Annotated in this window: 17 protein-coding genes; 6 read left to right on the top strand and 11 right to left on the bottom strand. The window is 64.4% G+C overall.

Annotated features, from left to right (window positions below; genetic code table 11):
* The first annotated feature begins 112 nt into the window (after window positions 1–112).
* Both gspD and ACFDR6_RS27060 read left to right on the top strand, forming a co-directional pair.
* A complete protein-coding gene (gene gspD / locus ACFDR6_RS27065) occupies window positions 113–2,491 on the top strand; it encodes a type II secretion system secretin GspD (RefSeq protein ID WP_375860121.1) in 2,379 nt (792 codons plus the stop codon).
* Window positions 2,492–2,495: 4 nt separating this feature from the next.
* On the top strand, window positions 2,496–3,086 hold the full coding sequence (locus ACFDR6_RS27060) for a prepilin peptidase (RefSeq protein WP_375860120.1): 591 nt from the start codon (window positions 2,496–2,498) through the stop codon (window positions 3,084–3,086).
* Window positions 3,087–3,317: 231 nt separating this feature from the next.
* Here ACFDR6_RS27060 and ACFDR6_RS27055 read toward each other — a convergent pair whose 3' ends face one another.
* The 4 genes from ACFDR6_RS27055 to ACFDR6_RS27040 form a co-directional block, all read right to left on the bottom strand.
* A complete protein-coding gene (locus ACFDR6_RS27055; RefSeq protein WP_317243227.1) occupies window positions 3,318–3,875 on the bottom strand; it encodes a tetratricopeptide repeat protein in 558 nt (185 codons plus the stop codon).
* A gap of 122 nt (window positions 3,876–3,997) precedes the next feature.
* Entirely contained in the window at window positions 3,998–4,804 is an 807-nt protein-coding gene (locus tag ACFDR6_RS27050; RefSeq protein ID WP_375860119.1) for a right-handed parallel beta-helix repeat-containing protein, read from the bottom strand.
* Between the two features lie 105 nt (window positions 4,805–4,909).
* Complete coding sequence (locus tag ACFDR6_RS27045) at window positions 4,910–5,758, bottom strand: right-handed parallel beta-helix repeat-containing protein (RefSeq protein WP_317243225.1); 849 nt, start codon at window positions 5,756–5,758, stop codon at window positions 4,910–4,912.
* 487 nt (window positions 5,759–6,245) lie between these two features.
* The gene (locus ACFDR6_RS27040; protein ID WP_375860117.1) at window positions 6,246–8,864 is read right to left on the bottom strand and encodes a M10 family metallopeptidase C-terminal domain-containing protein; all 2,619 of its coding nucleotides are present in this window, start codon (window positions 8,862–8,864) and stop codon (window positions 6,246–6,248) included.
* A 186-nt stretch (window positions 8,865–9,050) separates the two neighbouring features.
* On the opposite strand from ACFDR6_RS27040, the gene ACFDR6_RS27035 reads away from it, so the two are divergent.
* The gene (locus ACFDR6_RS27035) at window positions 9,051–9,356 is read left to right on the top strand and encodes a hypothetical protein (protein WP_375860116.1); all 306 of its coding nucleotides are present in this window, start codon (window positions 9,051–9,053) and stop codon (window positions 9,354–9,356) included.
* 116 nt (window positions 9,357–9,472) lie between these two features.
* Window positions 9,473–10,666 carry a CaiB/BaiF CoA transferase family protein gene (locus tag ACFDR6_RS27030; RefSeq protein WP_317243223.1) on the top strand — a complete coding sequence of 398 codons (1,194 nt, stop codon included), beginning with the start codon at window positions 9,473–9,475 and terminating at the stop codon, window positions 10,664–10,666.
* Window positions 10,667–10,744: 78 nt separating this feature from the next.
* Here ACFDR6_RS27030 and ACFDR6_RS27025 read toward each other — a convergent pair whose 3' ends face one another.
* The 7 genes from ACFDR6_RS27025 to ACFDR6_RS26995 all read right to left on the bottom strand — a co-directional run bounded on the left by ACFDR6_RS27025 (window position 10,745) and on the right by ACFDR6_RS26995 (window position 21,716).
* Complete coding sequence (locus ACFDR6_RS27025; protein ID WP_317243222.1) at window positions 10,745–11,614, bottom strand: outer membrane protein; 870 nt, start codon at window positions 11,612–11,614, stop codon at window positions 10,745–10,747.
* A 160-nt stretch (window positions 11,615–11,774) separates the two neighbouring features.
* Window positions 11,775–13,292 (bottom strand): tripartite tricarboxylate transporter permease, encoded by a 1,518-nt coding sequence (locus ACFDR6_RS27020; protein ID WP_317243221.1) that lies wholly within the window; start codon window positions 13,290–13,292, stop codon window positions 11,775–11,777.
* 12 nt (window positions 13,293–13,304) lie between these two features.
* Complete coding sequence (locus tag ACFDR6_RS27015; RefSeq protein WP_375860115.1) at window positions 13,305–13,847, bottom strand: tripartite tricarboxylate transporter TctB family protein; 543 nt, start codon at window positions 13,845–13,847, stop codon at window positions 13,305–13,307.
* A 179-nt stretch (window positions 13,848–14,026) separates the two neighbouring features.
* Window positions 14,027–15,001, bottom strand: coding sequence for a Bug family tripartite tricarboxylate transporter substrate binding protein (locus ACFDR6_RS27010; protein WP_317243219.1), 975 nt, complete (start codon window positions 14,999–15,001; stop codon window positions 14,027–14,029).
* A gap of 200 nt (window positions 15,002–15,201) precedes the next feature.
* Window positions 15,202–19,110, bottom strand: a complete 3,909-nt coding sequence (locus ACFDR6_RS27005; RefSeq protein WP_375860114.1) for a beta strand repeat-containing protein — start codon at window positions 19,108–19,110, stop codon at window positions 15,202–15,204.
* 563 nt (window positions 19,111–19,673) lie between these two features.
* The gene (locus tag ACFDR6_RS27000; protein WP_317243217.1) at window positions 19,674–20,471 is read right to left on the bottom strand and encodes an enoyl-CoA hydratase/isomerase family protein; all 798 of its coding nucleotides are present in this window, start codon (window positions 20,469–20,471) and stop codon (window positions 19,674–19,676) included.
* A 45-nt stretch (window positions 20,472–20,516) separates the two neighbouring features.
* A complete protein-coding gene (locus tag ACFDR6_RS26995) occupies window positions 20,517–21,716 on the bottom strand; it encodes a pyridoxal-phosphate-dependent aminotransferase family protein (RefSeq protein WP_375860112.1) in 1,200 nt (399 codons plus the stop codon).
* A gap of 204 nt (window positions 21,717–21,920) precedes the next feature.
* On the opposite strand from ACFDR6_RS26995, the gene ACFDR6_RS26990 reads away from it, so the two are divergent.
* On the top strand, window positions 21,921–24,929 hold the full coding sequence (locus tag ACFDR6_RS26990) for an FAD-binding and (Fe-S)-binding domain-containing protein (protein WP_375860237.1): 3,009 nt from the start codon (window positions 21,921–21,923) through the stop codon (window positions 24,927–24,929).
* Window positions 24,922–25,350 (top strand): GlcG/HbpS family heme-binding protein, encoded by a 429-nt coding sequence (locus tag ACFDR6_RS26985; protein ID WP_375860111.1) that lies wholly within the window; start codon window positions 24,922–24,924, stop codon window positions 25,348–25,350. Before ACFDR6_RS26990 ends, ACFDR6_RS26985 begins: the two co-directional genes overlap by 8 nt.
* Window positions 25,351–25,498 lie beyond the last annotated feature (148 nt).

Raw genomic sequence — 25,498 nt, 5'->3', positions numbered from 1 at the left:
TGAAAGCAACAACTTCGGCGGGTGACGATCGGCCCTTTGCCCTTGACTTATTTATTAGCAAAAACATAATCGTGGCGCAAATTATTGCGCGTCCGAACCAAAGGGGGATCGGATGCAATTTTCAATCAATATCAGCGTGGGCAGGCGTATTTTGTTCAAGGTGGTCCAGCCGCTTTTGCGCCTTCGCTCAGCGTTGCCTGGAACGCTCCTCCTGTTGTCGTCCGCTTTCGTGCTCGGCGCCTGCATCGTGACCGCCGACCAGTCGATCGAAGCCGATCCAAAGGACCCCCGCGCCCAGGACATCGCCGACAAGGTCCGCTCCCTCGATCTTCAGCCGCGTCAACCCGCCGACGCTGGCGCGAGCGGCATTGCGCAGGCGCGATCGTCAAAGCCGGCGATCTATCTCAGCGATGGTGCAACGCCGCAGGGCGGCGGGCTGGCCGAACGCGACGATGCCGGCGGCAGCGGTTACGACCTGAATTTCGAGAACGCGCCGGTCGCCACCGTCGCAAAGGTCGTTCTTGGTGACGTACTCAACGTCGGCTACACGATCGACCCGCGCGTGCAGGGAACCGTGACCCTGGCGTCGGTGCGGCCGGTGCCCAAGGCGGATGCGCTCTACGTGCTGGAGAACGCGCTGCGCATGTCCGGTGTCGCGCTGGTCCGTGACCGCACCGGCTATCGCCTGCTGCCGGCGCCCGAAGCCGGCCCTGGCGGGATCGATCGCTCGCTGAACGCTGCGGCCGGCCAGGGCATCACCGTGGTGCCGCTTCGCTACGTCTCGGCGCAGAACATCTTCAAGCTGCTCGATGCCTTCGGCGTGAAGGCCCAGACCATGCGTCCCGACAGCGCCCGCAACACCTTGATCGTCAGCGGCAGCGGCACCGACCGGGCGACCGCGGTCGACACCATTCTCTCCTTCGACGCCGACTGGATGCGGGGGCAATCGGTCGGCATCTTCCCGGTGCGGAACTCCACGCCCGAGCCGCTCATCTCCGAGATCGAAAAGATCATGGATTCGGGCGAAGGCGGCCTGGGCCAGAACGTGGTGAAATTCCAGCCGATCGGGCGCCTCAATTCGATTCTGGTCGTCAGCCAGAAGCCGGAATATCTCAAGCGCGCGCAGACATGGATCGCGCGGCTCGACCGCTCCGACACGGAAGGCGTGAATCTGAAATCCTACCCGCTACGCTACGGCAACTCCAAGGCGGTGGTGGCATTGCTGAACGAGATCCTGTTCAGCCAGAGCGCGACCAGCACCTCCTCGCTCGACAATTCGGCGGGCCAGATCTCCCCGGGCGCGGGCATCGCGACGTCCTCGTCCGGCACCAATCCGATCGCGTCCCTCAGCGCACTTCCGACCGCAGCGGCAGGTGCCGCGACCCCGGTCACCGGCGCTCCCGGCTCGTCGCTGGCCGCCCGCCCCGCCCCTGCTGCGGCCGGCCTTCCCGGCCAGGACAACGGCTCCCTGCTCGGCACCGGCGCAAAGCCCGTCAACAATGCGATCCTTCAAAACGTGCGGATCACGGCCGACGTCACCAACAACGCGGTGCTGGTCTACGCCAACGCGGAATCACAGCGCGTCGTCGAGCAGACGATCCGGCAGATCGACCGGCCGCAGCGCCAGATCGCGATCGAGGCGACGATCGCCGAGGTCACGCTGAACGACGCCTTGAACTACGGTGTCCAGTTCTTCATCGCCAGCAAGCACGGCTCGGTTTCCAACACCATTGGCGGCGTGAGCAACAGCGCTTCGGTCGGCAGCAACATCGAGCAGCAGACCGGCGCGGTCAACGCCGCCGCCGGCGCGCTGCTCGGCCGCGCCCTGCCCGGCTTCAACTTTCTGATCGGCGCGGAAAACTCTCCGCGCGTGGTGCTCGATGCGCTCCACAACGTCACCACCGTCAAAGTGCTGTCCAACCCGTCGCTGGTCGTGCTGGACAATCAGCCAGCGACCTTACAGGTCGGCGACCAGGTGCCGTTCTCGACCGGCACCGCGACCGTGCTGACCGCCAACAACACCGTCGTCAACACCATCGACTACAAGAACACCGGCATCATCCTGCGCGTGCTGCCGCGCGCCAACGCCAACGGCAACGTCGTGCTCGACGTCGAGCAGGAGATCTCGAGCGTGGCCGCCGGCAGCACCGGCTCGCTGACGCCGACGATCTCGCAGCGCCGGGTCAAGAGCTCGATCGCGGTGACGAGCGGCCAGACCGTACTGCTCGCTGGCCTGATCAGCGAGACCGAGAACAAGCAACGCCAGGGAATTCCAATCCTCGACTCCATTCCCGGCGTCGGCGATGCGTTCTCCCACCAGGGCAGCACGCGCGCCCGCACCGAGCTGATCCTGTTCATCCGCCCGACCGTCATCAAGGACGGCGTCGATGCGCACGTCATTGCGGAGGAAATGCGCAGCAAGATGAACAGCCGCCTCGTCGGCACCAGCAATCCCGTGATTCCCGTGAACCCGCCCAAGGCGGCGCGCTAAGGGCGTGACGGATCGGGCGGCGAATGCCGGGACGGGGGCTCCGCTCGCCATCCTCCTGCTGCTCGGCGTACTCGCAAGCCTCGTCGCCGCGCCGGGCGTCGAAGGCCTGTACGGCGCGTTCCTGGCCGCCCTGATGCTGGCGACCGCGGCGAACGATGCGCGCCACTACCGCATTCCGAACGAGCTGACCGGCGCCGCGTTCGCGCTCGCGCTGCTCCGCGCCGGCGCGTTCGTGCCCGACATCGCCGCCGAAGCGCTGCTCTGGCCTCTGATCCGAGCCACGGCCACGGGCCTTCCGCTGCTGCTCCTGATGGTGCTCTACCGCCGCTGGCGCGGCCGGGACGGGCTCGGGCTCGGCGACGTCAAGCTCGCCGCCGTCTGTGGCGCCTGGCTCGAGCTTGCGACCGTGGTCGCGGTGATCGAGCTTGCGGCGCTGTTTGCGATCGGCGCTTATCTGGCCAATGCCGCCCTGCAACGGAAGCCGCTGCGCGCCACGGCGTACCTGCCGTTCGGGCTGTTCCTAGCACCGGCGATCTGGATCGGCTGGCTCGGCGAAACCTGGTACACGAACTGGCTCGGCGGCTGGCCGGGCTGAAGCCTGGGATCGGGATCATCGTCGGCCCCGCCCACAGAATCGCGAAAACAACCCCATGCACAGTAGGCGGGGTCAGGTTTTTCAATGACTTACCAGGCGGCCACTTTGAGGATTTTACGAAGCGATTTGACAAATCGGGCAAAACACCGGCCATCACGGCGATTGCACTGCCCTTCCCCCGAATCACGAACCGATAGGCAACCGCGCCGATTGGCGGGCAAGCCGCAGCGCTCAGTGCTCGCGGCTCGGCGCCCATTCCAGCGCCCGCAGGCGGGCCTGGGCGATCTCTCCGCGCGTCATCTTGGTGGTGACGGCATCGCGGATCCGAGCCCGCGCTTCGCGCGCCGGCGGCGGTGCGGCGGCCGTGGACAGATTGAGCCATTTGGAGGCTTCGACGATGTCCTGCGGAACGCCCTGGCCGCGGTCGTAAAGAAGGCCCAGCGAATACTGGGCGCGGCTGTCGCCCTGCTCTGCCGCGCGCCGGTACCACATCGCGGCCTCCGTATAGTTCTGCGGCACGCCGCGGCCGGTCTCGAACAGGAAACCAAGATAGGACTGTGCAGCGGCATTGCCCCGCTCGGCGAGTGGAATGAAGATGCGGGACGCCGTCAAATAGTCCTGGCGATGGAAAGCGGAGACGCCCTGACGGAACGATTGGGCGTAGGCCGGGACTGCCAAGGCGAGCGTCAGCAGAACGGCAGCACAGCCCCACCCCGCCCGTCGCGACCAACCGCGCGTTTGCGGCGCCGAACGGCAAAGCCCCGAATTCTGACTGTCGAGGGTCTCCATGCCACCCGCGCTCCCTGCGTACGCGGCCAGACTAGTCTGCAGGCGTCCCGAAATCCATAGCGGTGCCAGGGACAAAAAAATCTCCGGGCGCATCGCGCCCGGAGCTCGTCGATTGGACAGGCCTAGTGATACCCGCCAGCGGTAGCCGGCGTCGTGTCCGGCGCATTGCCGTTGATCTGGTTGTCCAGATAGGACAGCACGTTGCCCGTCGTGGCTGCGCCGAGATTGTTGACGATCATCGATCGACCGATACGTGCCGCTGCAACACCGCTGAGGGCGAGGCCCGTGCTCACATTCTCCGAGATGCTGGTGTTGTTGACCTGGACGTTGGACGATCCCTGCACGTTCAGGCCGACGAAGTTCTTGTGAATGGCCGTGTTGTTAATCAGGACCCGGGTGCTGCCACCGTTCGTGTTGATGTTAATCCCGGCGCCAGCGGCGGCGGCGCCGTTGTGGGAGATCACGCTGTCGCGGATCATCAGCATCGAGTTGAAGTTCGACGGATTCGAGAAGATGCCGGCTCCGGACGCACCGTTGAAGTTCCTGATGAAGCAGTGCTCGATGACCACCGAGGCCGCCTGGAGGATGTTGACGCCCTTGAGACCGGTGCCGGCACCTTCGATGTCGAGGCCGCGAAGCACGATGTGATCGGTCGCCGCGGCATTGACGTTGATGCCATTGGTGCCGGACGCCAGGATGCTGCCGACGACGCCTTCGCAATAGATCGTCATCGCCTTGGTGATGGTCACTGTGCCGAAGCCGGCGGAATCGAGGCAGTTGATCTCGCCGCCCGCGGCGGTCTTCGAGATCGCGCCGGCAAAGGTCTTGCACGGCGCGGTGCGGCTGCACGGATTGACGTCATCGCCAACACCGGACACCCACGTCCTGGTCGCCTGGGCATGAGCCGGCTGCGACACGGCGAATGGCAAGAGAAATCCCGCGACAAGAGTCCATAGAGCAATACGGCGCATATTGAACCTCCAGAATTGAACGGAAAACTTGACGTTATTGTCAGGCCAGTAGATTCCCAGGACTTAATGATAACCACCAGCGGTGGCCGGCGTCGTGTCCGGGGCGTTGCCGTTGATCTGGTTGTCCAGATACGACAGCACATTGCCGGAGGTGGCCGCCCCCAGATTGTTGACGATCACCGAGCGGCCAATCCGCACCCCCGCACCGCCGGTAAGCGCGAGGCCCGTACCGAGATTCTCCGAGATGTTGGTGTTGTTGATCTGAACGTTGGCCGATCCCTGCACGCTCACGCCGATAAAGTTCTTGTGGATCGCCGTGTTATTGATCAGGCCCCGCGCGCTGCCGCCGTTGGTGTTGATGCTGACCCCAGCTCCGTTGGCCGCGGTGCCGTTGTGCGAAATCACGCTGTCGCGGATCAAGAGCATCGAGTTGAAGTTCGACGGATTGACGAAGACGCCGACGCCGCCTGCGCTGTTGAAGTTCCTGATGAAGCAGTGCTCGATGACCACCGAGGCTGCCTGAAGGACGTTGACACCCTTGATTCCGGTTCCCGCCCCGTCGATATCGAGACCGCGCAGCACGATGTGATCGGTCGCGGCCGCGTTGATGACAACGCCGGAACTCCCTGCTGCGAGGATGCCGCCGACAACGCCTTCGCAATAGATCGAGATCGCCTTGGTGATGGTCACGACGCCGAAACCGCCCGAGTCGAGACAATTGATCTCGCCGCCCGCGGCTGTCTTCGAGATCGCGCCGGGAAAGGTCTTGCACGGGGCGGTGCGACTGCACGGATTGGCATCATCGCCCACGCCCGACACCCACGTTCTGGTGGCCTGAGCATGCGCCGGCTGCGATGCGATCACCGGTGCGAACATCCCCGCAACCACAGCCAAGAGTGCAATTCGGCGCATTTCCCTTCCTCCCCGAGATTGAGCTGAGAGCCCCAGCCTGCTGCTATGCACACATCTTCGCTGCCGCAGCCCGCAGCTCGCGCGGCTTTACGGCATCATTCTCCATATTTCGCTGAAACTTCCCCCGCCGCTTTCGGCGCTCGCAATACGGCCTTCGCGTTCGAATGATTGGGTACGCAATGCTACTGGGAAAAATGGATGCAGGCTTCTTGGCACCTCGGCTCGCGCAACTGTTGCGCGACGTACCGCGGGCTTTCTAGTGGTCGCGCCGGATCAGGCAAGGTTCAACTCGATCTATCAATTTCTGTGAGGACTTTTACGCCAGGAGCGTGCCCACGACGTCACGAACCTCGTCCATGACGGCCGCCAGGACCGAGACTCGATCGCAAACACATCGTGCATGACACACGATGGCTACGTTAAAGCCCAGCCATGACGGGAATGATGGCCCGCGCTGCGTCGATTGGACGCGACGAGACCCATGCCGTCAGCTCAGCAGGAAGCCGGGCCCGTGCAGGTTGTGAAGAAAATCGGCCACTATGTCGAACGCAGCAGCCGTGTCGTGGCTTCCCGTCAGTTGAGACCACTGCTCCGACGTGGTCTGCACATTGGCTGGCGCGGGCATGGCATCCGGTAGCTCGGACGAAGTGGTCAATGGGGTCCCGCCCTCGGTGAAGTTGAACGCAAAGCCGTCACCGGACGTCCCGGCCCCCGCCGTGGCGGGCGGCGCTGCACCGATGGCACCGTCGCCATTGAGGTCCTGGTACAGCGTCGGCTCCAGCGCCTTCAGGGATGGGTCGGTTCCCAGCACTTCCGGAGACGCGGCGAGCGTGGTCAGGAAGTTGCCATTGCTGTCCGTGCTCCAGACCGAATAGTGGGCGTTCGCCGAGTTCTTCCAGACCACGTCGTAGCCGCCGCCGGACACCTGCTCGGCGCCGATCACCGACCACGTGCTGTAATTGGCCGCATTCACGACCGAGCCAGCGTATTTCAAGGTGGGGCCGGTACCGGCCGCATCGTACAGATAGTAGTTGCTACTAAACAAGACTGCACGGGTCGCTCCGAATGCCTCGATGGTGACGCCGTTGACGGGAACCAAGGCGAGACCGATCGTGCCGTCGCCGTTGATATCCTGATGCAGCGTCGGCTCCAGCGCCTGCAGCGACGCATCGGTGCCCAGCACTTCGGGAGCCGCGGCGAGCGTGGTCAGGAAGTTGCCGTTGCTGTCCGTGCTCCAGACCGAATAATGGGCGTTCGCCGAATTCTTCCAGACCACGTCGTAGCCGCCGCCCGTCACCTGCTCGGCGCCGATGACCGACCACGTGCTGTAATTGGCCGCGATCACCGCAGCGCCGGCATATTTCAGGACCGGTCCGGTGCCAGTCGAGATGCTGTTCAGGTAATAGTTTCCACCAGACAGGACCGCGCTGGTCGATCCGAACGTCTCGATCTCGACGCCGCTGACGATGGGGATGCTGACCACCCCTGTCGTGCCGTCGCCATTGAGATCCTGTTGCAGCGTCGATTCCAGCGCCTGTAGCGAGGCGTCCGTCCCCAGCATCTCCGGAGCCGAGCCGAGAGTCGTGATGAAATTGCCGGTGCTGTCCGTACTCCAGACCGAATAGTGGGCGTTCGCCGAATTCTTCCAGACCACGTCGTAGCCGCCGCCCGTCACCTGCTCGGCGCCGATGACCGACCACGTGCTGTAATTGGCCGCGATCACCGCGGCGCCGGCATATTTCAGGACCGGTCCGGTGCCGGTCGAGATGCTGTTCAGATAATAGTTACCGCCCGTCAGAGCCACGCTCGTCGATCCGAACGTCTCGATCGCGCTCGGCACGAGGCTGGCGGCGGCAACCGTAACGCCCGCGAACTGGAAATATTCGACGCCGGTGACCGTATCGGTACCATCGGGCACGCCGCTGCGCTGGTCGGTCAGAGTGAACGTCTGGGTCGCGGAATTATACGAGACCAGGTAGTTGGCCCGGCTGCCCGAATACACCGCCGTGTCGCTGCCCGAGCCGCCATTGATGCCGTCGTTGCCCGCACCGCCGACGATCGTGTCGTTGCCGCCGCCGCCGTTCAGCGCGTTGGCGATCGCGTTGCCCACCAGCGTGTCGTTGCCGGACCCGCCGGTGGCGTTGTCGATGTAGGAGCGCGCGTCGCCGTTGTACAGATAGGCGTTGTAGACGTTGCCCGATGCGTAATGGCCGTTGCCGAGATTGGCCAGTTGCACGGAGGAGAACACCGACGAGGCACCGGGATTGAGGTTGATGCTCAGGTTCGTCGTGTAGTTCGACAGATCGTAAGTATCGACGCCGCCGCCGTCCCAGACCGTCTCGTAGACGCGGTTGGCCGAGCCGCCGACGCCGCCGCCCGGCGCGAGCTGCCCGACGCCGTTAATGAACTGCTGCCCGGTGGTCGGATTCCAGGTGTAGACGGTGTTGCTGCTTTGGGTCGTGTAGTCCGCGCCGTACATGACCTGGAGCGCGAGAATATCGTTGGCCATGTAGGTCTGCGAATATCCGTACGCTTCGTTGGTGTAGCCGCTCGTAGTCGAAGCGCCGACATAGCTGCGATAGCTCATGACGGTATATTCGCTGCTGTCGTGCGCGCTCGGCACAGCGACGTTGCCGGGGCCGCCGACCTCCTGGCTGTGCTTGAGACCGAGGGCGTGGCCGAGCTCGTGCATCGCGGTCGTGAAGTAATAGTTGCCGAGCTTGGCGAGCGAGAAGTTGTATTGAGTGCCGAACCAGATGTCGCCGCCGGACGCATAATTCCCGGGATAGTAGGCATAGGCCGTTGGATTGGCCGCGGGCGACTGCGCGATCATGATGTCGGCGCCGTTCGTTCCCGCGTACTGGATGTTGGCGTTGGTGTAACTGAGGATCAGCCCGACCGCGTAATTGATCGCCGCCTTGATCTGGGTGAGCGCCGAGGCAAGGCCCGATGTGGTCGGCTCGCTGTCGCCGCCGTAATAGGGATTGGGGTAGTCGCTGGATGCGTCGGGAAAGCTATAGGTGATCGTGCCGGTCCATTTGACGCCGGACAGCAGGCCGTCGATCTCGGCATTGTTGGTGGCACTGACATTAACGGCGGTAGCCAATGGACTCTCCAGAGCAACGCATCGCGCGATTCAGAATAAAGCAGATGATTCTAGCTTGGGAGTTAAACGTTTGGTTTAAATTGGGCAGCGGCGTCCGCGCGCCTTCCATAAGACTATGTTAGCCATCAAATCCCGTAGTCATACGGTCCCTCAGTTCCCGCGGCACGCGTCATTTGCAGGGTTTCAATGAAACGACGTTCGTTCCTGGCCGGTCTGTTGTTCGGTACTCTGATCGCGCTGGCCGGACTGGATCACCAATCTTTCGGAGGACTGCCCGCCATGGTGGAGAAGGCCAATGCGGACGAGAACGGCAAGGCGGGACGCGCGCCCTCCATGCCGATGGCCCGAGATCCTGCCGCCGCCGTGGCAGAGGAATACGAAGCCGCCCGCCGGAAGGGAACGCGGGAGGCCTTCGAGCTCTTCATCGCCCGTCACGGCGATGCCCCCCTCGCCGAACGCGCGCGCGCGGAGCTGAAGCGCCTCTCGCGCTGATCTCAGGCACCGCATCAGGCATGGCATTTCGGCAGGCTGCATCGGCGCCGGGCCGGCTTGTCGCATGATCTTTCGACACTATGGTAGGCCCGCAATCTGCCCCGGAGCCACTCAAGATGCCTTTTCCGCATGCCTCGGAAGCCCTGTCGCGCTTCACCGTGCTCGATCTGACCCGCGTCCGCTCCGGGCCCACCTGCGTGCGGCAACTGGCGGACTGGGGGGCGAATGTCATCAAGATCGACGCGCTGACCGAGGACGCCGGCGGCGAGCAGCCGGGCGGCCCGCGCCGAGGTTCCGACTTCCAGAATCTGCATCGCAACAAGCGGGCCATGACGCTGAACCTGAAGGACGAGCGCGGGCTCGCCGTGTTCAAGCGCCTCGCCGCCAAGGCCGACGTCGTGGTCGAGAATTTCCGGCCCGACGTGAAGAAGAAGCTCGGCATCGACTATGGGAGTCTCGCCGAGATCAATCCACGCATCGTCTACGGCAGCATCTCCGGCTTCGGCCAGGACGGGCCCTATCACAAGCGGCCCGGCTTCGATCAGATCGCGCAAGGCATGGGCGGGTTGATGTCGATCACCGGGGCACCGGGCGAAGGCCCGATGCGGGTCGGCATTCCCGTCGCCGATCTGACGGCCGGCCTGTTCTGCGCCATGGGCATCCTCACCGCGCTGCTCGAGCGCGAGGTCTCGGGCAAGGGCCAATGGGTGCAGACCTCGCTGCTGCAGGCCCAGATCTTCATGCTCGACTTCCAGGCAGCGCGCTGGCTGATGGAGAAAGAGGTCGCCAAGCAGGCCGGCAACAACCATCCAACCAGCATCCCGACCGGCGTGTTCAAGACCTCGGACGGCTACATCAACATCGCCACGACGGGCGGGCGGATCTGGGAGCGCTGCGCCCAGGCGATTGGCGCGCCGGAGCTCTATGCCCATCCCGATTATGCGACGGCCCCTGCCCGCTCCAAGAACCGCGACGCCCTCAACGCCGAGATCGAGAAGCACACGGTGACGAAGTCGACCGAGACCTGGGTCCGCGAGCTCAACGAGGCCGGCGTGCCCTGCGGGCCGATCTACGCCATCGACCAGATGTTCGAGGACGCCCAGGTCAAGCATCTCGGCATCGCGCAGGACGTGCCGAACGACGAGAGCCGCCAGATCCGCCTGGTCGGCCAGCCCGTGACGCTGTCACGCACGCCGAGCAGGATGGTGGCGCGGCCACCGGAATTCGGCGAGCAGACCGACGAGGTGCTGAAGGAGTTCGGCCTCAGTGCGGACGAGATCAGCAGGCTGCGGGACGCGAAGGTGGTGTGAACATCATTTGCACCGTCTCCAACGACAAAGCCCGGCGCGAGGCCGGGCTTTGCTTCTTGTTGGACGCCTCGGTTGATCTCAGTACTTGGCGACGATCGGGCCACCAAACTGATAGTTGATGCCTGCGCGCAGGATGTGATCGGTGAAGTGCGAGGAGACGTTGGCGCTGATGTCCGAGCCCGGCGCCAGCGTGAACGGGCCGGAGCTGAAGCGGCCGAGGTCCATGTAGAGATATTCGAGCTTAGCGCTCCAGTTCTGGGTGATCTTGCCTTCGACGCCGACCCCGAGGGTCCAGCCGGCACGGGTAGTGCTGTTCGAGGCGACCGACGTGATCGGGAGGCTGAAACCGTCGAGGCCGGTCATGGTGCCGGTGGTCTTGATCTCGCCGAAGGCCAGACCGCCGGTGCCATAGAACAGCACCTTCGGGGTGGCCAAGATGCCGACGCGACCGCGCAACGTGCCGAACCACTGCAGCTTCTGGTCGATTGCCAAGGTGGTGCCGCCGACGGTCCCGGGAAGAAGGAACGTCAGAAGGGGATTACAGACGCCCGGAACGGGCCCTGCTGCAGGGGCGCAGGAATATAGGGCGCTGCCTCTTTCACCCGACCATTGCAGGTCGCCCTCGATGCCGTACACCCAGTTGCCGTTTTGCCAATTGTAGCCGGCCTGGGCGCCCGCGATACCGCCGTTCATGTCGAACGCCGCGCTGGTGATTGACCCGGCCGGAGGCGCGATCGGTGCGCCGGTTGGCGTGTTGAAATAGGAGACGTCGGTGCGCGAACGGCCCCAGCTGTAGCCGCCGTTGGCGCCGACATAGAAGCCGGTCCAGCTCCAGACCGGATCGACGATAGGCGCCTTGACATAGGGCCTTGCCGCGAGATCGGCAGCAACCGCGCCCGTCGCAAACAGCGACATCGCCGCCGCCATTCCAATCACAATCCGCTTCATGGAGAATCCCCCCGCTGCACAATTTCGTGATGAAACCATACGTCGAGGCGTGCCCAAGTGCTGTGCCGGGCCAGCAACAACCAGAAATAATCGCGGCGTATAGCGGCTAGGACCAGGGCGACACCGCCATTATACCGTTGAATTTTAAAGATATTTCTCCCTAGCTGGACGCTGGCTTGCTCCCCTGCGTCAATCCGACACGGGCGAGCAAGCCGTCGATTGCCGGCCAGAACAGCAGCACGATCGCCAATGTCGTGATCGAGCCGACCAGCCCATTCGACCAGAACACCTTGAGGTTGCCACCCGAACCGATCATCGACAGGCGGAAGGCGTCCTCGGCGCGGTTGCCGAGCACGAGCGCCAGCGTGAACGGCGCCAAGGGGATGCCGATCTTCTTGAAGACGTAGCCGACCACGCCGAAACCCAGCATCAGCCAGATGTCGAACATCGCGTTCTGGATCGCATAGGCGCCGATCGCGCAGGACACCACGATCATCGGCGCCACCGCGGCGAACGGCACACGCAGGATCGAGGCGAAGATCGGCACCGTCGTCAGCACCAGCACGAGGCCGACGACATTGCCGAGATACATCGAGGCGATCAGGCCCCAGACGAAGTCCTTGTGCTCGACGAACAGCAGCGGGCCGGGATTGAGGCCCCACACCATCAGGCCACCGAGCAGGATCGCGGCGGTGCCGGAGCCGGGGATGCCGAGCGCCAGCATCGGCAGCAAGGCCGCTGTGCCGGAGGCATGCGCCGCCGTCTCGGGCGCGAACACGCCTTCGATGCGACCCTTGCCGAAACCCTCGGGGTCCCTGGCGAAGCGCTTTGCCAAATTGTAGCCCATGAAGGAGGCAGCGATCGCACCGCCCGGCGTGATGCCGAGCCAGCAGCCGATGAAAGAGGAGCGCAGCAGCGTCATCCAATATTTCGGCAAATCTCTCCAGACGCCGAGCACGACGCGGAGCGAGATGCTCGCCGCGTGTCCGCGCAGCGCCAGCCGCTCCTCCATCGTCAGCAGAATCTCGCTGATGCCGAAAAGGCCGATGACCGCGACCAGGAAGTTGATGCCCCGTAGAAGCTCGGCCGAGCCGAAGGTCATGCGCAGATTGCCCGATACGGTATCCATGCCGATGCCGGCCAGCAGCAGCCCCAGCGACATCGAGATGACCGTCTTGTGCTTGGCTTCGCGCCCCAATCCGACGAAGGAGCAGAAGGTGAGCAGATACACCGCGAAGAACTCGGGCGGGCCGAACTTCAGCGCAAAGGACGAGATCATCGGCGCGAGGAAGGTGATCAGCATCACCGCGACCAGCGAGCCGATGAAGGAGGACGTGAACGCCGCGGTCAGCGCTTCGGCCGCCCTGCCTTGCTGCGCCATCGGATAACCGTCGAATGTGGTCGCGACCGACCAGGCCTCGCCGGGGATATTGAACAGGATCGATGTAATCGCGCCGCCGAACAGCGCGCCCCAATAGATGCAGGACAGCATCACGATGGCCGAGGTCGGATCCATCGTGAAGGTGAGCGGCAACAGGATCGCAACGCCGTTGGGGCCGCCCAGCCCCGGCAGCACGCCGACGAAGATGCCGAGCACCAGCCCGACCATCATCAGCACGAGCGTCTTCCACGTCAGCAGGACGGCGAAGCCGTGAAGCAGGAGACCGAGAGCTTCCATCGCGGGACCCGCCTAGCGACCGAAGGCCGCTTCGAGCGGCCCTTTCGGCATGATGACGTCGAAGGCGACATCGAAGGTGACGAACATGATCGCCGTGAACACGAGAGCGGTGAGCAGTGACTTCCACAGCGCGATCTTGCCGACGAAGCGCATGAAGCCGGAAATCAGAAGGAAGCTTGCGACATAGAGGCCGAGGAACTGCATCACCAGGCAGAACAGCAGCGTCGGCACGAATACCGCCATCACGCGGCGGGCTTGCGCGCGCGTGACGAAGGTCTGGCGCACCGCGCGCTGCGTGCGCAGCGCCGCGACAAGGCCGTAGAGGCTGCCGCCGCCGAGAATGATGGAGAGGTAGAAGGGGAAATAGCCGGGCTCGGGCCCGGTCGCATCCCAGGCCGCGCCCGTTCGCCAATTGTCGTAGCCGAGCGTGACGGCTAGCGCGAACAGCAGGAGACAGACGACAATCTCGATCGTGCCTCTAGAGACGACAGAAGGCGAGTCGTCTTCAGGCGCGGTCGGATCGTCGACGACGATTTCAAGATCGGTTTGGGACATGAGCTGTCAGGGACGGAGTGCGGTCAATCCTCCCTCTCCCCGCGTGCGGCGAGAGGGTCGGGGTGGGGGGGAGTCTCCACGGGGACAGTGAAAGTCGGACTCGCGGAGAGTCCCCCTCACCCGGATTGCATCTTCGATGCAATCCGACCTCTCCCCGCGAACGGGGCGAGGTGAAGAGGTCACTTCGCGACGAATCCGGCTTCCGTCATCAGCGACTTGTTGACGGCATCGTCCTCCTCGAGGAACTGCACCATGTCCTTGCCGGTGAGGAAGATCGGCTTCAACGCCTGCTTCTCCATGTACTCCTTGTACTCGGCGGTCTGCGTCACCTTGTGGAAGAGATCGACGTAGAAAGCCTGCTGCTCCGGCGTGACCTTGCCGGGCAGGAACATCGCGCGCAGCATCAGATACTGGACGTCGACGCCCTCCTCCTTGCAGGTCGGGATGTCGGCCCAGGACTGCGTCTCCGTCACCTTGGTGGTGTAGGCGATGCGCTCCTTGTCGAACACGCAGAGCGGACGCACCTGGCCCGCACGCCAGACTTCGAGATTCTCGGACGGATTGTTGACGTTGGCTTCGGTGTGGTTGCCGACCAGCTGGGTCGCGGCCTCGCCGCCGGACTTGTAGGGCAGATAGGAGAACTTCGCGCCGGTCTTCTGCTCCAGGAAGACGGTCAGCACGTGATCCTCGCGCTTGGAGCCGGTGCCGCCCATCTTGAACGGCGCGCTCGCCGCCTTCGCGGCCGCGACGAACTCCTTCACCGTCTTGGGGCCAGCGCTGTTGTCCCAGAGCACAAACTGGTCGAGCGCGACCACGGAAACCGGGGTCAGCTCACGCCAGTTGAACGGGATCTTCGCCGACAGCGGCAGCATGTAGATCAGCGAATAGGCGATCAGCACCTTGTTCGGATCGCCCTCGCTGGACTTCATGTACATCAGCGCTTCCGCGCCCGAGGCGCCGCCCTTGAGCGAGACGACCACCGGCTGCTTCATCAGATTGTTCTTCTGGATCGCGGCCTGCATCATCCGCGCCATCTGGTCGGAGGCGCCACCCGCGCCCGCCGCCACCACGATCTCGACCGGCTTTGCCGGCTCCCAGGCCGCAACAGCCGGCGTGCCGCAAAGCGCGGCGGCAAGCGCAATTGCGGCCTTCATTCCATGTCCCACGTGCGTCTTCCCTAGGTTCTTGTTTGGATTGGAAATTCAGAGACGAATTCGGCGTCCATTGTGCTGGGTAATCCAGCCGAGTTCAAGCCACCCCGCGTCATCCCGGTTATGACTTTGGAATGAGAATGGCGCGGCGCAAAAAAGCGCGGGCCCGCTGTAGGGCCCGCGGCTCGGCTCGATGGCAGAGCCTACACGACCAATATGTCGTGCTGATTGAGCATCACGCCGCTCTGGACGCTGACCACGGCAACAGCCGCGCCTTGCGTCCCGTCGGCGCTGTAATAGAGCGTCTGGCTGCTGGTGTCGAAATGGAATTGGGAGAGTCCCGAAAACACATCGTCACCCGAGGTTTCGAACGTCACGTCCATCCCAGCCGTCAACCCGCCGCCAAAACCGCTCGCCGAGACCGCGATGTGGTCCTGCTCGATGGAATTGTTGAAGTCGCCGATCGTGCTCGAACCGGACGGCTGGAGGAAAGCGAAGATGTCATTGCCACCGCGGCCGGTCATGGCATTGCCGCCCGCGGCGGCGATCAGGACGTCGCTGCCGCTGCCCCCGTTCATCGTCTCGGTTCCGTTGACGGCGATCAGGATGTCATCGCCACCGGTGCCGGTCAGGACGGTCGCGCCGGCCGCGTTGTTGATGATGGTCGCGGTCGCAACATTGGACGAAATCGTCGAGCCGTCGGAAGTCGTGTAGCTGAACGAGCCGCCGAGCGTCGCGTCATCGCTGAAGAAGGCATTCCCGAACGCCACGGCACCGCCGCCGGAACTCGCCGTGATACTGCCGAGCGACAGCTGGTCGATCGTGTCGGGGTCGGTGTCGTTCAAGGCCAGGGCCCAGCTGGGGATTTCGACGGTCGCGTTGGGGCCGACATCGGTGATTACGGTCTCGCCGACCGCGGTCGGCGCGTCATTGGTGCCGATGATGGTGACGGTGACGTTCTGCGTGGTCGAGCCGCCATTGTTGTCGGCGATCGTCACCAGATAGTCCTGGGTCAGCGTCTGCCCCTGCGCCAGGAACTGGATGTCGGAATTGTCGACCGTGAAATGCCAGGCGACGGTTCCGGCGCCGCCGGCCTCGCTGACCGGATCGAGCGAGAACGTACCGAAATAGCCGCCGTCGCCCGGCACGAAGCTGGCGCTGTGTGTATCGCCGGGATCGATGTCGGAGAACGACAGCGAGCCCGCGGCGGATTCGGTGGCAGGTCCCGTCGCCGGACTGACGTTGACGGAGTCGAGGATCATGCCGGTGCCGTCGTTCTCATAGGAGAACTGGAGCAGCGTGGACGACAGCAGGCCGTCGCCGAGCACGTCGAAGGAATAATGGTTGACGCCGGCCGGCACGTTGGCGAGCGCGAGGATCGTCACGCCATCCCACGACGCCGTGAACGGCGCGCTGACGCTCTCGGGATCGCCGATGACGTCGAAGCTGACGAAGTAGTGCTGGCCCGGCGTGGTCGCGACGTTCTGCGACAGTGTTTCCGGGCTGCTGTTGGGGAGCAGCTCGACCGAATAATGGCCGAAGCTGCCGCCGAGCTCGAGCTGCGTCACGTGGATGTGGCCGCCGCCGCTCACCGTCCAGTTGGCGAAATTGCCCATCTCGAAATCGCCGTTGAGGATCACCGGCGGGCCGGCGTCCTCGGTGATCGATCCGCTGAGATTGGCCGCGGTGACCTGTGGATTGTCGTTGGCGCCGGCGATGTCGAATGTCAGCGTGGTCGAGGCCTGATGGCCCTGGCCGTCGTCGACGGTGAACGTGAACTGGTCGGTGACGTTTTCGCCGGCGAGCAGCGCATCGACCGACGCGTCCGCGACATAGCCGTAGGAGCCGTCGGCGTTGAGCACCAGCGTTCCATGCGTACCGGCCACCGAACTACCGACATTGGCAGCGCTGCCGTTGATTTCGGTAATGGTCCGCGGTGTGCTCGAATCCACCGGCTGGGTGATCTCGAAGATGGCACCGGTCGCGATGGGCATGCCGGCATCCGGACCCGCGGTGTCGGACGTCGTGATCGTCAGCGGCGTGAGGACCAGCGGATCGGCCGCACCATCGATGGTGACGGTGACGGTCTGGACCGAATTGGTGAACCCGTCCCAGACGTTGACGGCATACTGCACCGTCAGCGTCTCGCCGAGGCTCAAGAAATCGAGATCGGCATCGGCGATGCTGAAAGTCCAGTCGATACTGCCGCTGCCGCTGCCCGTGGAATCGTGCAGCACCGTCGAGAGCGCCGATTGGAGGTCCACCAGCGTCTGCGCCGGGACCGAGAAACTGTTGGCCGACCACAAAGCGTAATCCAGCACCACGCTGATCGAATGCGTGTCCGACAGGTCGACGTCGTTGAAGCTCAGCGTTCCCGTCGGCACCGGGCTCGTGGTGTTGGGCGACGGGGATCCGGTCACGCCCGGCTGCTCGGACAGCGAAGCCGATCCCGGCCCGCTCGTGACCACCGGCGCGTCGTTGGCGCCGGTAATGACGACGGAGACCGTCTGCGTCGAGCTGGTCGAGCCGTCCGCGACCACGATATTGTAGGTCACTGTCAGCGTCTCGTTGAACGCGAGATAGTCGAGGTCCTGATCGGGGATCGCAAAGTTCCAGTCGATGCTGCCAGAGCCGGTGCCCGTGGAATCGTGTAGCGTCGTGGTCAGCGCCCCGGCGAGGTCGGCCTGTGTCGGGGCCGGCGGCGTTGGTCCTGAGGTCGAGTCCAGCGTCACCGTGACCGTATGCGTGTCGCCGGTGTCCTGGTCGGTGAAAGCGAGCGTGCCCGCCGGGGTCGTCGGCGTCGTATCCAGGACTGGGGAGCCCGTGGTGGCGTCCTGCTCGACCACGGTGGAGGATTGTGGACCACTTGTGATCACGACAGGCTCGTTGATGCCGAGGATCGTGATGGTGACGTCCTGGGTCGTGGCGGCGCCGGCGGAATCGGTGACCGTGACGTGATAGACCAGCGTCAGTGTCTCGCCGCCACCGAGGAAACTGGCTGAGGAATTGGGCAACGCGAAATTCCAGTCGACCTCGCCGAACAGGTGACCGGTGGAATCGTCGAGAGAGGTGCCAAACGCCGCGAGCAGCTGTGCATTGGTGAGCGGAATTGCGCCGCCGCCCGAGCGGGTCGCCGTCACGCTGGTCGAGACCATATGGGCGTCGGCGAGATCGATGTCGATGAAAGGCAGATCGCCATTGGCGTGCAGATTGCCCGAGGAATCCAGGTTCTGGTCCTCGACCAGGCTCGCGCAGTCCGGCGGCCCGAGGAACACCGGCTTGTCGTTGGTGCCGACCACCGTCACGGTCACCGTCTGAGTGGAAACCCCGCCGGCATGATCATCGAGCTGCACCGTGTAGGTGATGTCAAGATGCTGGCCTGCGGCCAGATAATCGAAAGCGAGATCTGGCGCGGAGAAGGTGGTGTTGATGACTCCGGTCGAGGAGCCGGAAGCCTTGACGACGTTGTCGACGTGGAAGAACGACATCAGCACGGCATTGCCGAAAGAGCCCGGCAGCAGGCCGGCCGTTGCGCCGGAGGCGGATACGCCTGTAACGGTCGCGGTGTGCCCGGTATTGGCGAGGTCGTCATCGGTGAAATTGAGCGCGACCTGAATCGTGTCGGGCGTGAGCGACAGCGTCTGGTTGGCCTGCTCGGTGACCGTCGCCGCCGTCGTCGTGTTGATGACGGGCTTGTCGTCGGTGCCGGTGACCGTGATCTTGACGGTCCGGATGGCGAAGCCGCCGTGATTGTCGAACACCTTGACGTCATAGATCAGGACAAGCGTCTGGTTCTTGGCCAGGAAGTCGAAATCCTGGTCCTGGTCGCTGAAACTCCATTTGAGCTGACCCGAGCCGTTTGAATCACTCAGGATCTGCGATTGCATCGCGGTCTGAAAATGCGCAAGCGAGGCCGCCGGAACGGTCGTTCCGCCCGAGACCACGGCGGAATGCAGCGTCACCGACGTCGTATGGGTGTCGGTCCTGTCGCCGTCCCTGAAGCTCATCGTCCCCGACAGCGTGTGCAGCGTTGTTGAATCGTTGAGGTTGGCAAATTCGGTGAAGCTGCCCGTCGCGGATGACGAGGTGAAAACCGGCGTTTGGTTGGTCATGGAAAAATCCCTGCCTGCGTTGCCATGAAATTGCTGCCGCACGAGAGCGCGGCGACGTGACTAATCGGTCTGAGAAATCAGACTGGACTCAACGGTCTTGCATCAAAGCGTTGGCTTAGGGTCTTGATCTAGGAACTTGGCTTGTTCGCGAGGCCGCGCCTGGCGTCGGGATGGTCAGCAGCAATGAAATTGGAGGCGGCTCGCGTCGTCGAAAATTACGTCACTATGTCTTCAGTTCAATGACATCAGGTTGCAGCACGGTCGGTCAGAACGCTTCACACAATTCACGTCGGTCAATCAATTTGATCAGGCCTAAAATGACTTGCTGGCCGGCCTGTCGGCACGAAGAATACGAGAAGGCATCATGCAACCTCCACGATCTTATGCCTGAGCTCGCCGCGTCGTCAACGTGGCCCCGTCATCGCGAGCGCACGCGATTGCGTTCCAGAGGGTGGAACCGGTTGTGACAATTGCAATTTACCCGGGATGGCCGACGATTGGCCTTTCAGCACTCGCTTCTGCCCCCGCCGCATCCGGAGTGGCCAACCAGCGAAGGAGGCGGGCTACTTGCCCTTCCAGTTCGGCGTGCGCTTGTTGAGGAAGGCGTCCATGCCCTCGCGGAAGTCTTCGCTCATGTAGGCTTTCAGGATCAGGTCCTCGCCCTCCTCACGCGACAGCGTGCGGCGAATGCGGCGCACCGCTTCCTTGGTGGCTTCCAGCGTGAGCGGCGCGTGGCTGGCGACGAGCTTTGCGGTCTCGTCCGCGCGGCGCTGAAGTGTCTCGACGTCGGGCACGACCTCGTTGAGCAGGCCGAGTGCAAGGGCTTCCGGCGCCTCGACGAGGCGCGCCTTGAAAATCATATCCTTGGTGCGGGCGGGACCGACCAGTGCGACGACGCGGCTGATGTTGGACATCGACAGGCAGTTACCGAGCGTGCGCGCAATCGGAAAGCCGATCCGCGTCGTCTCGGTGCCGATACGGAGGTCGCAGCAGGCAGCAATGCCGGCGCCGCCGCCGGTGCAGGCGCCGGCAATGGCCGCGATCACGGGCACGCGGCACTGTTCGAGCGTGCCGAGCACGCGGTCGATGCGGGCCTCATAGTCGAGTGCATCCTGCGCGGTCTTGAAGGCGCGGAACTGCGAGATATCGGTGCCGGAGGCGAAGGCCTTATCGCCGGTGCCGGTCAGGATCAACGCCTTGATCGAGCGATCCGCGTTGATCTCCTGGCAGATCTCCGCCATGCGGTCATACATGGCGAAGGTCATTGCGTTGCGGGCCTGGGGTCGGTTGAAGGTGATCCGCGCGATGCCGTCCTGGACGGAGTAGAGCAGGTCTTCGTTGGCGGTGGTCGGTGCGTTCATCGCGCGCTCTCTTCTTGGTCAGGTCGGTTCAGGCCGCCTTGGCCCTTAGGCGACCTGAGCTTTGGTCATCGGCACGGCGTCGCGCCCCTTCAGGACGTCCATCGCCGCCAACACCCCGCCGCTCCGGTGCGGAATCTTTGCAAGATCGAGGCCCATCTCGACGCCGGCGAGCGTGCCCATCAGCATCAGATCGTTGAAATGGCCGATATGGCCGATGCGGAACACCTTGCCCTTGACCTTGTTCAGGCCGGTGCCCAGCGACATGTCGAAGTTCTCCAGCACCACCTTGCGGAAGGCGTCGGCGTCGTGTCCATCCGGCACGCGCACGCCGGTCAGCGCCGGCGAGTGCGCAGCCGGGTCGGCGCACTGGGTCTCAAGGCCCCAAACCTTGATCGCGGCGCGCGTCGCCGCGCTGTGGCGCTTGTGGCGGGTCCAGACGTTCTCCAACCCCTCCTCTTCCAGCATCTTGACCGCTTCGCGCAGGCCATAGAGCAGATTGGTCGCGGGCGTATAGGGGAAGGTTCCGAGCTTGTTGAAGTTGATCACCTCCTGCCAGTCCCAGTAGGAGCGCATGCCGGGGTTGGCCTTGGCAATGGTGAGCGCCTTCTCCGAGACGGCGTTGAAGCCGAGGCCGGGCGGCAGCATCAGACCCTTCTGCGAGCCGGCGACCGAGACGTCGATGCCCCAGGCGTCGTGCTCATATTCCATCGAGCCGAGGCCGGAGATGGTGTCGACCATCAACAGCGCCGGATGCTTGACGCGGTCGAGCAGCTTGCGCACCTCCAGCGGCGGCGTCACGCAGCCGGTCGAGGTCTCGTTGTGGACGACGCACACCGCCTTGATCGCGTGCTGCTTGTCGGCGGCCAGGCGCTTCTCGATCTCGGCGAGGTCGGCGCCATGGCGCCAATCGCTCGGGATGAAGTCGACGTCGAGCTTGAACTTGTCGGCAATGCCGCGCCACAGCACGGCGAACTGGCCGGTCTCGCACATCAGGAGCTTGTCGCCGGGTGCGAACACATTGACCATCGCAGCCTCCCAGGCGCCGGTGCCGGACGAGGGGAAGATGATCACGGGCTGCTTGGTGCGGAATACCCGCTGCATCGAGGCGAGAACCGCAAAACCGAGCTCGGCGAACTCCGGACCACGATGGTCCAGCGTCGGCATGTCCATCGCCCGCAGCACCCGGTCGGGCACATTGGTCGGTCCTGGAATCTGTAGGAAATGCCTTCCAGTGTGCACGGTCATCGGCGTCCTTCCCGGTCTTTGAAGCTTGTCTCGGCGTTGGCTCGGAGGGCCCGAATTCGGAGCTCCCGCGAGCCGCTCGCATATCACTATTCGTCGGGCTTGTCCCTCGCCCGGCGGGGTCCGTCAATGCACAAGAAGCAGGGCTCGCTTGCCAAGGGCCGTGACGGGAGGCAAGACGGTGCCGGCGAACAGCGAGAGCGGACCATGGCGGCGGAAGTGGCTGGAAATTCACCGGAATCGGTCCAAACGGACCGCCTGGCCGCACGTCTGGCCCGGGAAATCACCGGCGACGTCCTGTTCGACCCCTTCAGCCGCGGCCGCTACGCCACTGACGCCTCGTTCTACCAGATCGTGCCATCAGGCGTGGTGGTCCCGAAGACCATGGACGAGGCGTTGTTGGCGCTGGCGATCGCCCGCGACGAGGGGCGTAAGGTCACCCCGCGCGGCGGCGGCACCTCGCAATGCGGCCAGACCGTCAATGATGGGCTCGTGGTCGATCTCTCCAAGCATCTCAACCGGATCCTGTCACTCGACGTCGAGGGCCGGACCTGCGTGGTCGAGCCGGGCATCGTGCTCGACGACCTCAACCGCCAGCTCAGGAAGCACGGCCTCTGGTTTCCGGTCGACGTCTCCACGGCCTCCCGCGCCACCATCGGCGGCATGGCCGGGAACAATTCATGCGGCGGCCGCAGCTTGCGCTACGGCACCATGCGCGACAACACGCTGTCGATGGAGGCTGCGCTCGCCGACGGCACGCTGAGCCGCTTCGGCGAGGTCTCGCGCGATCTCTCCGATGTCGAGGCCGGCGACAGTGCGCGCGCCCTGTTCCGCGACCTGCTCGATCTCGGCGCCCGCGAGGCCGACGAGATTGCCACTCGCTTTCCAAAAGTGCAGCGCCGCGTCGGCGGCTACAATCTCGATGCGCTGGTCCCGCGCAATGCGCGCAACAACATGGCGCATCTCCTGGTCGGCTCCGAGGGGACGCTGGCCTTCACCACCAAGGTCGAGCTGAAGCTGTGGCCCGTGATCCGCAACAAGGCCCTCGGCGTCTGCCATTTCGGCAGCTTTTACGAGGCGATGGATGCGGCCCAGCACCTGGTCAAGCTGAAACCGATTGCGGTCGAGCTGGTCGATCGCACCATGCTCGCGCTTGGCCGCGACATCGCGATGTTCCGCCCCATCATCTCAGCCGCGATCAAGGGCGATCCTGACGCCGTGCTGGTGGTCGAGTTCGCCGAAGAAGACCAGGCGGATAACCTCGTGCGCCTCAAGCAGCTCGGCGAGCTCATGAGCGATCTCGGCTTCGGCTGGAACAACGAGACGCGCAAATGGGGCGGCGTGGTCGAGATCATTGAGCCGGCGCTGCAGAGCGGCATCGCCGATTTCCGCGCTGCCGGCCTCAACGTCATGATGTCGATGAAGCAGGAGGGCAAGCCGGTCTCGTTCGTCGAGGACTGCGCCGTGCCGCTGCCGCATCTCGCCGACTACACCGCGCGACTGAACGAGGTGTTTGCCAGGCACGGCACCAGCGGCACGATGTATGCGCACGCGTCCGAGGGCTGCCTGCACGTCCGTCCGGTGCTGAATTTGAAGCTGGAGAAAGACGTCAAGGCAATGCGCGCCATCGCCGAAGAGGCCTTCGCGCTGGTGCGCGAATACAAGGGCTCGCATTCCGGCGAGCATGGCGACGGCCTGGTGCGCTCGGAATTCCACGAGACGATGTTCGGCGAGCGTCTCGTCGCCGACTTCAGGGAAGTGAAGCAGCGCTTCGACCCCGAGGGTGTTCTGAATCCCGGCAAGATCGTCGATGCGCCCAGGATGGACGATCGCTCGCTGTTCCGCTTCAAGCCCGACTATCGGGTCGGCGAGCTCAAGACCAGGCTCGACTGGTCGGCCTGGCCCGGGGCCGGCGGCGGCTTCCAGGGCGCCGTCGAGATGTGCAACAACAACGGTGCCTGCCGCAAGCTCGAAGGCGGCGTGATGTGCCCGTCCTATCGCGCCACGCGCAACGAGAAGGATGTCACGCGAGGGCGAGCGAATACGTTGCGGCTCGCGATCTCCGGCCAGCTCGGCGAGGGCGCGCTTTCTTCCGACGAAATGATGGAGACGCTCAAGCTCTGCGTCTCCTGCAAGGCCTGCCGCCATGAGTGCCCGACTGGCGTCGACATGGCCAAGATGAAGATCGAAGTGCTCGCCGCGCGCGCCGCCTCTCACGGCCTGACGCTGCGCGACCGCCTGGTCGGCTATCTGCCGCGCTATGCCGGCCTTGCCTCGCGCTTCGCGCCGCTGGCGAATTTGCGCAACCGCAGCCCGCTATTGCGAAAGCTGTTCGAGCGCGTTGCCGGCATCAGCGCGCGCCGCGCCCTGCCCGCCTTCCGCAGCGACGTGTTTGCGCCGGCAGCCGAAGCGATTGGTCCGCAGACGGGCCGCGAGGTCGTGCTGTTCGCCGACACCTTCAATCGCGTCTATGAGCGCGAGAACCTCGACGCCGCGCTCCGCGTGCTGACAACCGGCGGCTATCGTGTGCACCTGCCCAAGCCTTTGGCCGGCAGCCGCCCGCTTTGCTGCGGACGCACGTTCCTCTCCGCCGGTCTCGTCGACGAGGCCAAAGCCGAGCTCGATCGTCTCGTGGCGGCTTTCGCGCCCTTTGCCGCGCGCGGCGTGCCGATCATCGGCCTCGAGCCGAGCTGCCTGTTGACGCTACGCGACGAGCTCGCTGCGCTGCGCCAGGACAACGATACCAAGGCGGTCGGCGCCCATGCGCTGACCTTCGAGGAATTCCTGGTGCGCGAGGCCGAGGCCGGCCGGCTGCAATTGCCGCTCGGCGCGATCGCCGACAAGGCGATGGTGCACGGCCACTGCCATCAAAAATCCTTCGGCGCCTTCAAGCCCGTCGAGCAGGTGCTGCGGCTGGTCCCCGGCCTGAAGGTCGAGACCATCGAGTCGAGCTGTTGCGGCATGGCCGGCGCATTCGGCTATGGTGCCGACACCTATGATGCCTCGATCGAGATGGCCGAACTGTCGCTGCTGCCCGCCGTGCGGCGTGCGGACCAGACTGCGCTCATCGTTGCCGACGGCACCTCCTGCCGGCACCAGATCCATGACGGCGCCCAGCGCGAGGCGCTTCACGTCGCGCGCGTGCTGGCGATGAGCCTCGACCGCGCCAAGTCCAATTCCACGTCCCTCGCTGAAAAGGAAACCAGCCATGGCTGACCTCACCCTCGATACCGCCCGCAAGATCCTCGACGCCGCCTTCGCGAAGGCCGCCGAGCTCAAGTTGAAGCCGCTGGTCGTCACCATCCTCGACACCCGCGGCGTGCTCAAGCTCGCGGCGGCGCAGGACGGCACCAGCCTGATGCGCGCCGAGATCGCGCACGGAAAGGCCTATGGCGCGCTGGCCATGGGCGTGGGCTCGCGTGCCCTGTTCCAGCGCGCGCAGGAGCAGGCCTATTTCATCGATGCCGTGAACACCATGGCCAGAGGCGCCCTGGTGCCGGTGCCCGGCGGCGTGCTGATCATGGACGGCACCACCCTGCTCGGCGCCGTCGGCGTCTCCGGCGACACTTCCGACAATGACGAGGCCTGCGCGCTCGCGGGTATCCAGGCAGCTGGGCTGAAAGCCAACGCGGGGTAGATGGTCATTCCGGGGAGCGCCACTTGGCGCGAGCCCGGAATCCATTTTCCCGCGTCGCTGGCTGCACGATGGATTCCGGGCTCGCGCTACGCGCGCCCCGGAATGACGGCGGAGGAATGCGGCCTCCGTTGAAATCGAATTGAGGTGG

The organism is Bradyrhizobium tunisiense, assembly GCF_042263385.1.
GTDB lineage: Bacteria > Pseudomonadota > Alphaproteobacteria > Rhizobiales > Xanthobacteraceae > Bradyrhizobium > Bradyrhizobium tunisiense.
This window is presented reverse-complemented; position numbering and strand designations above follow the sequence as displayed.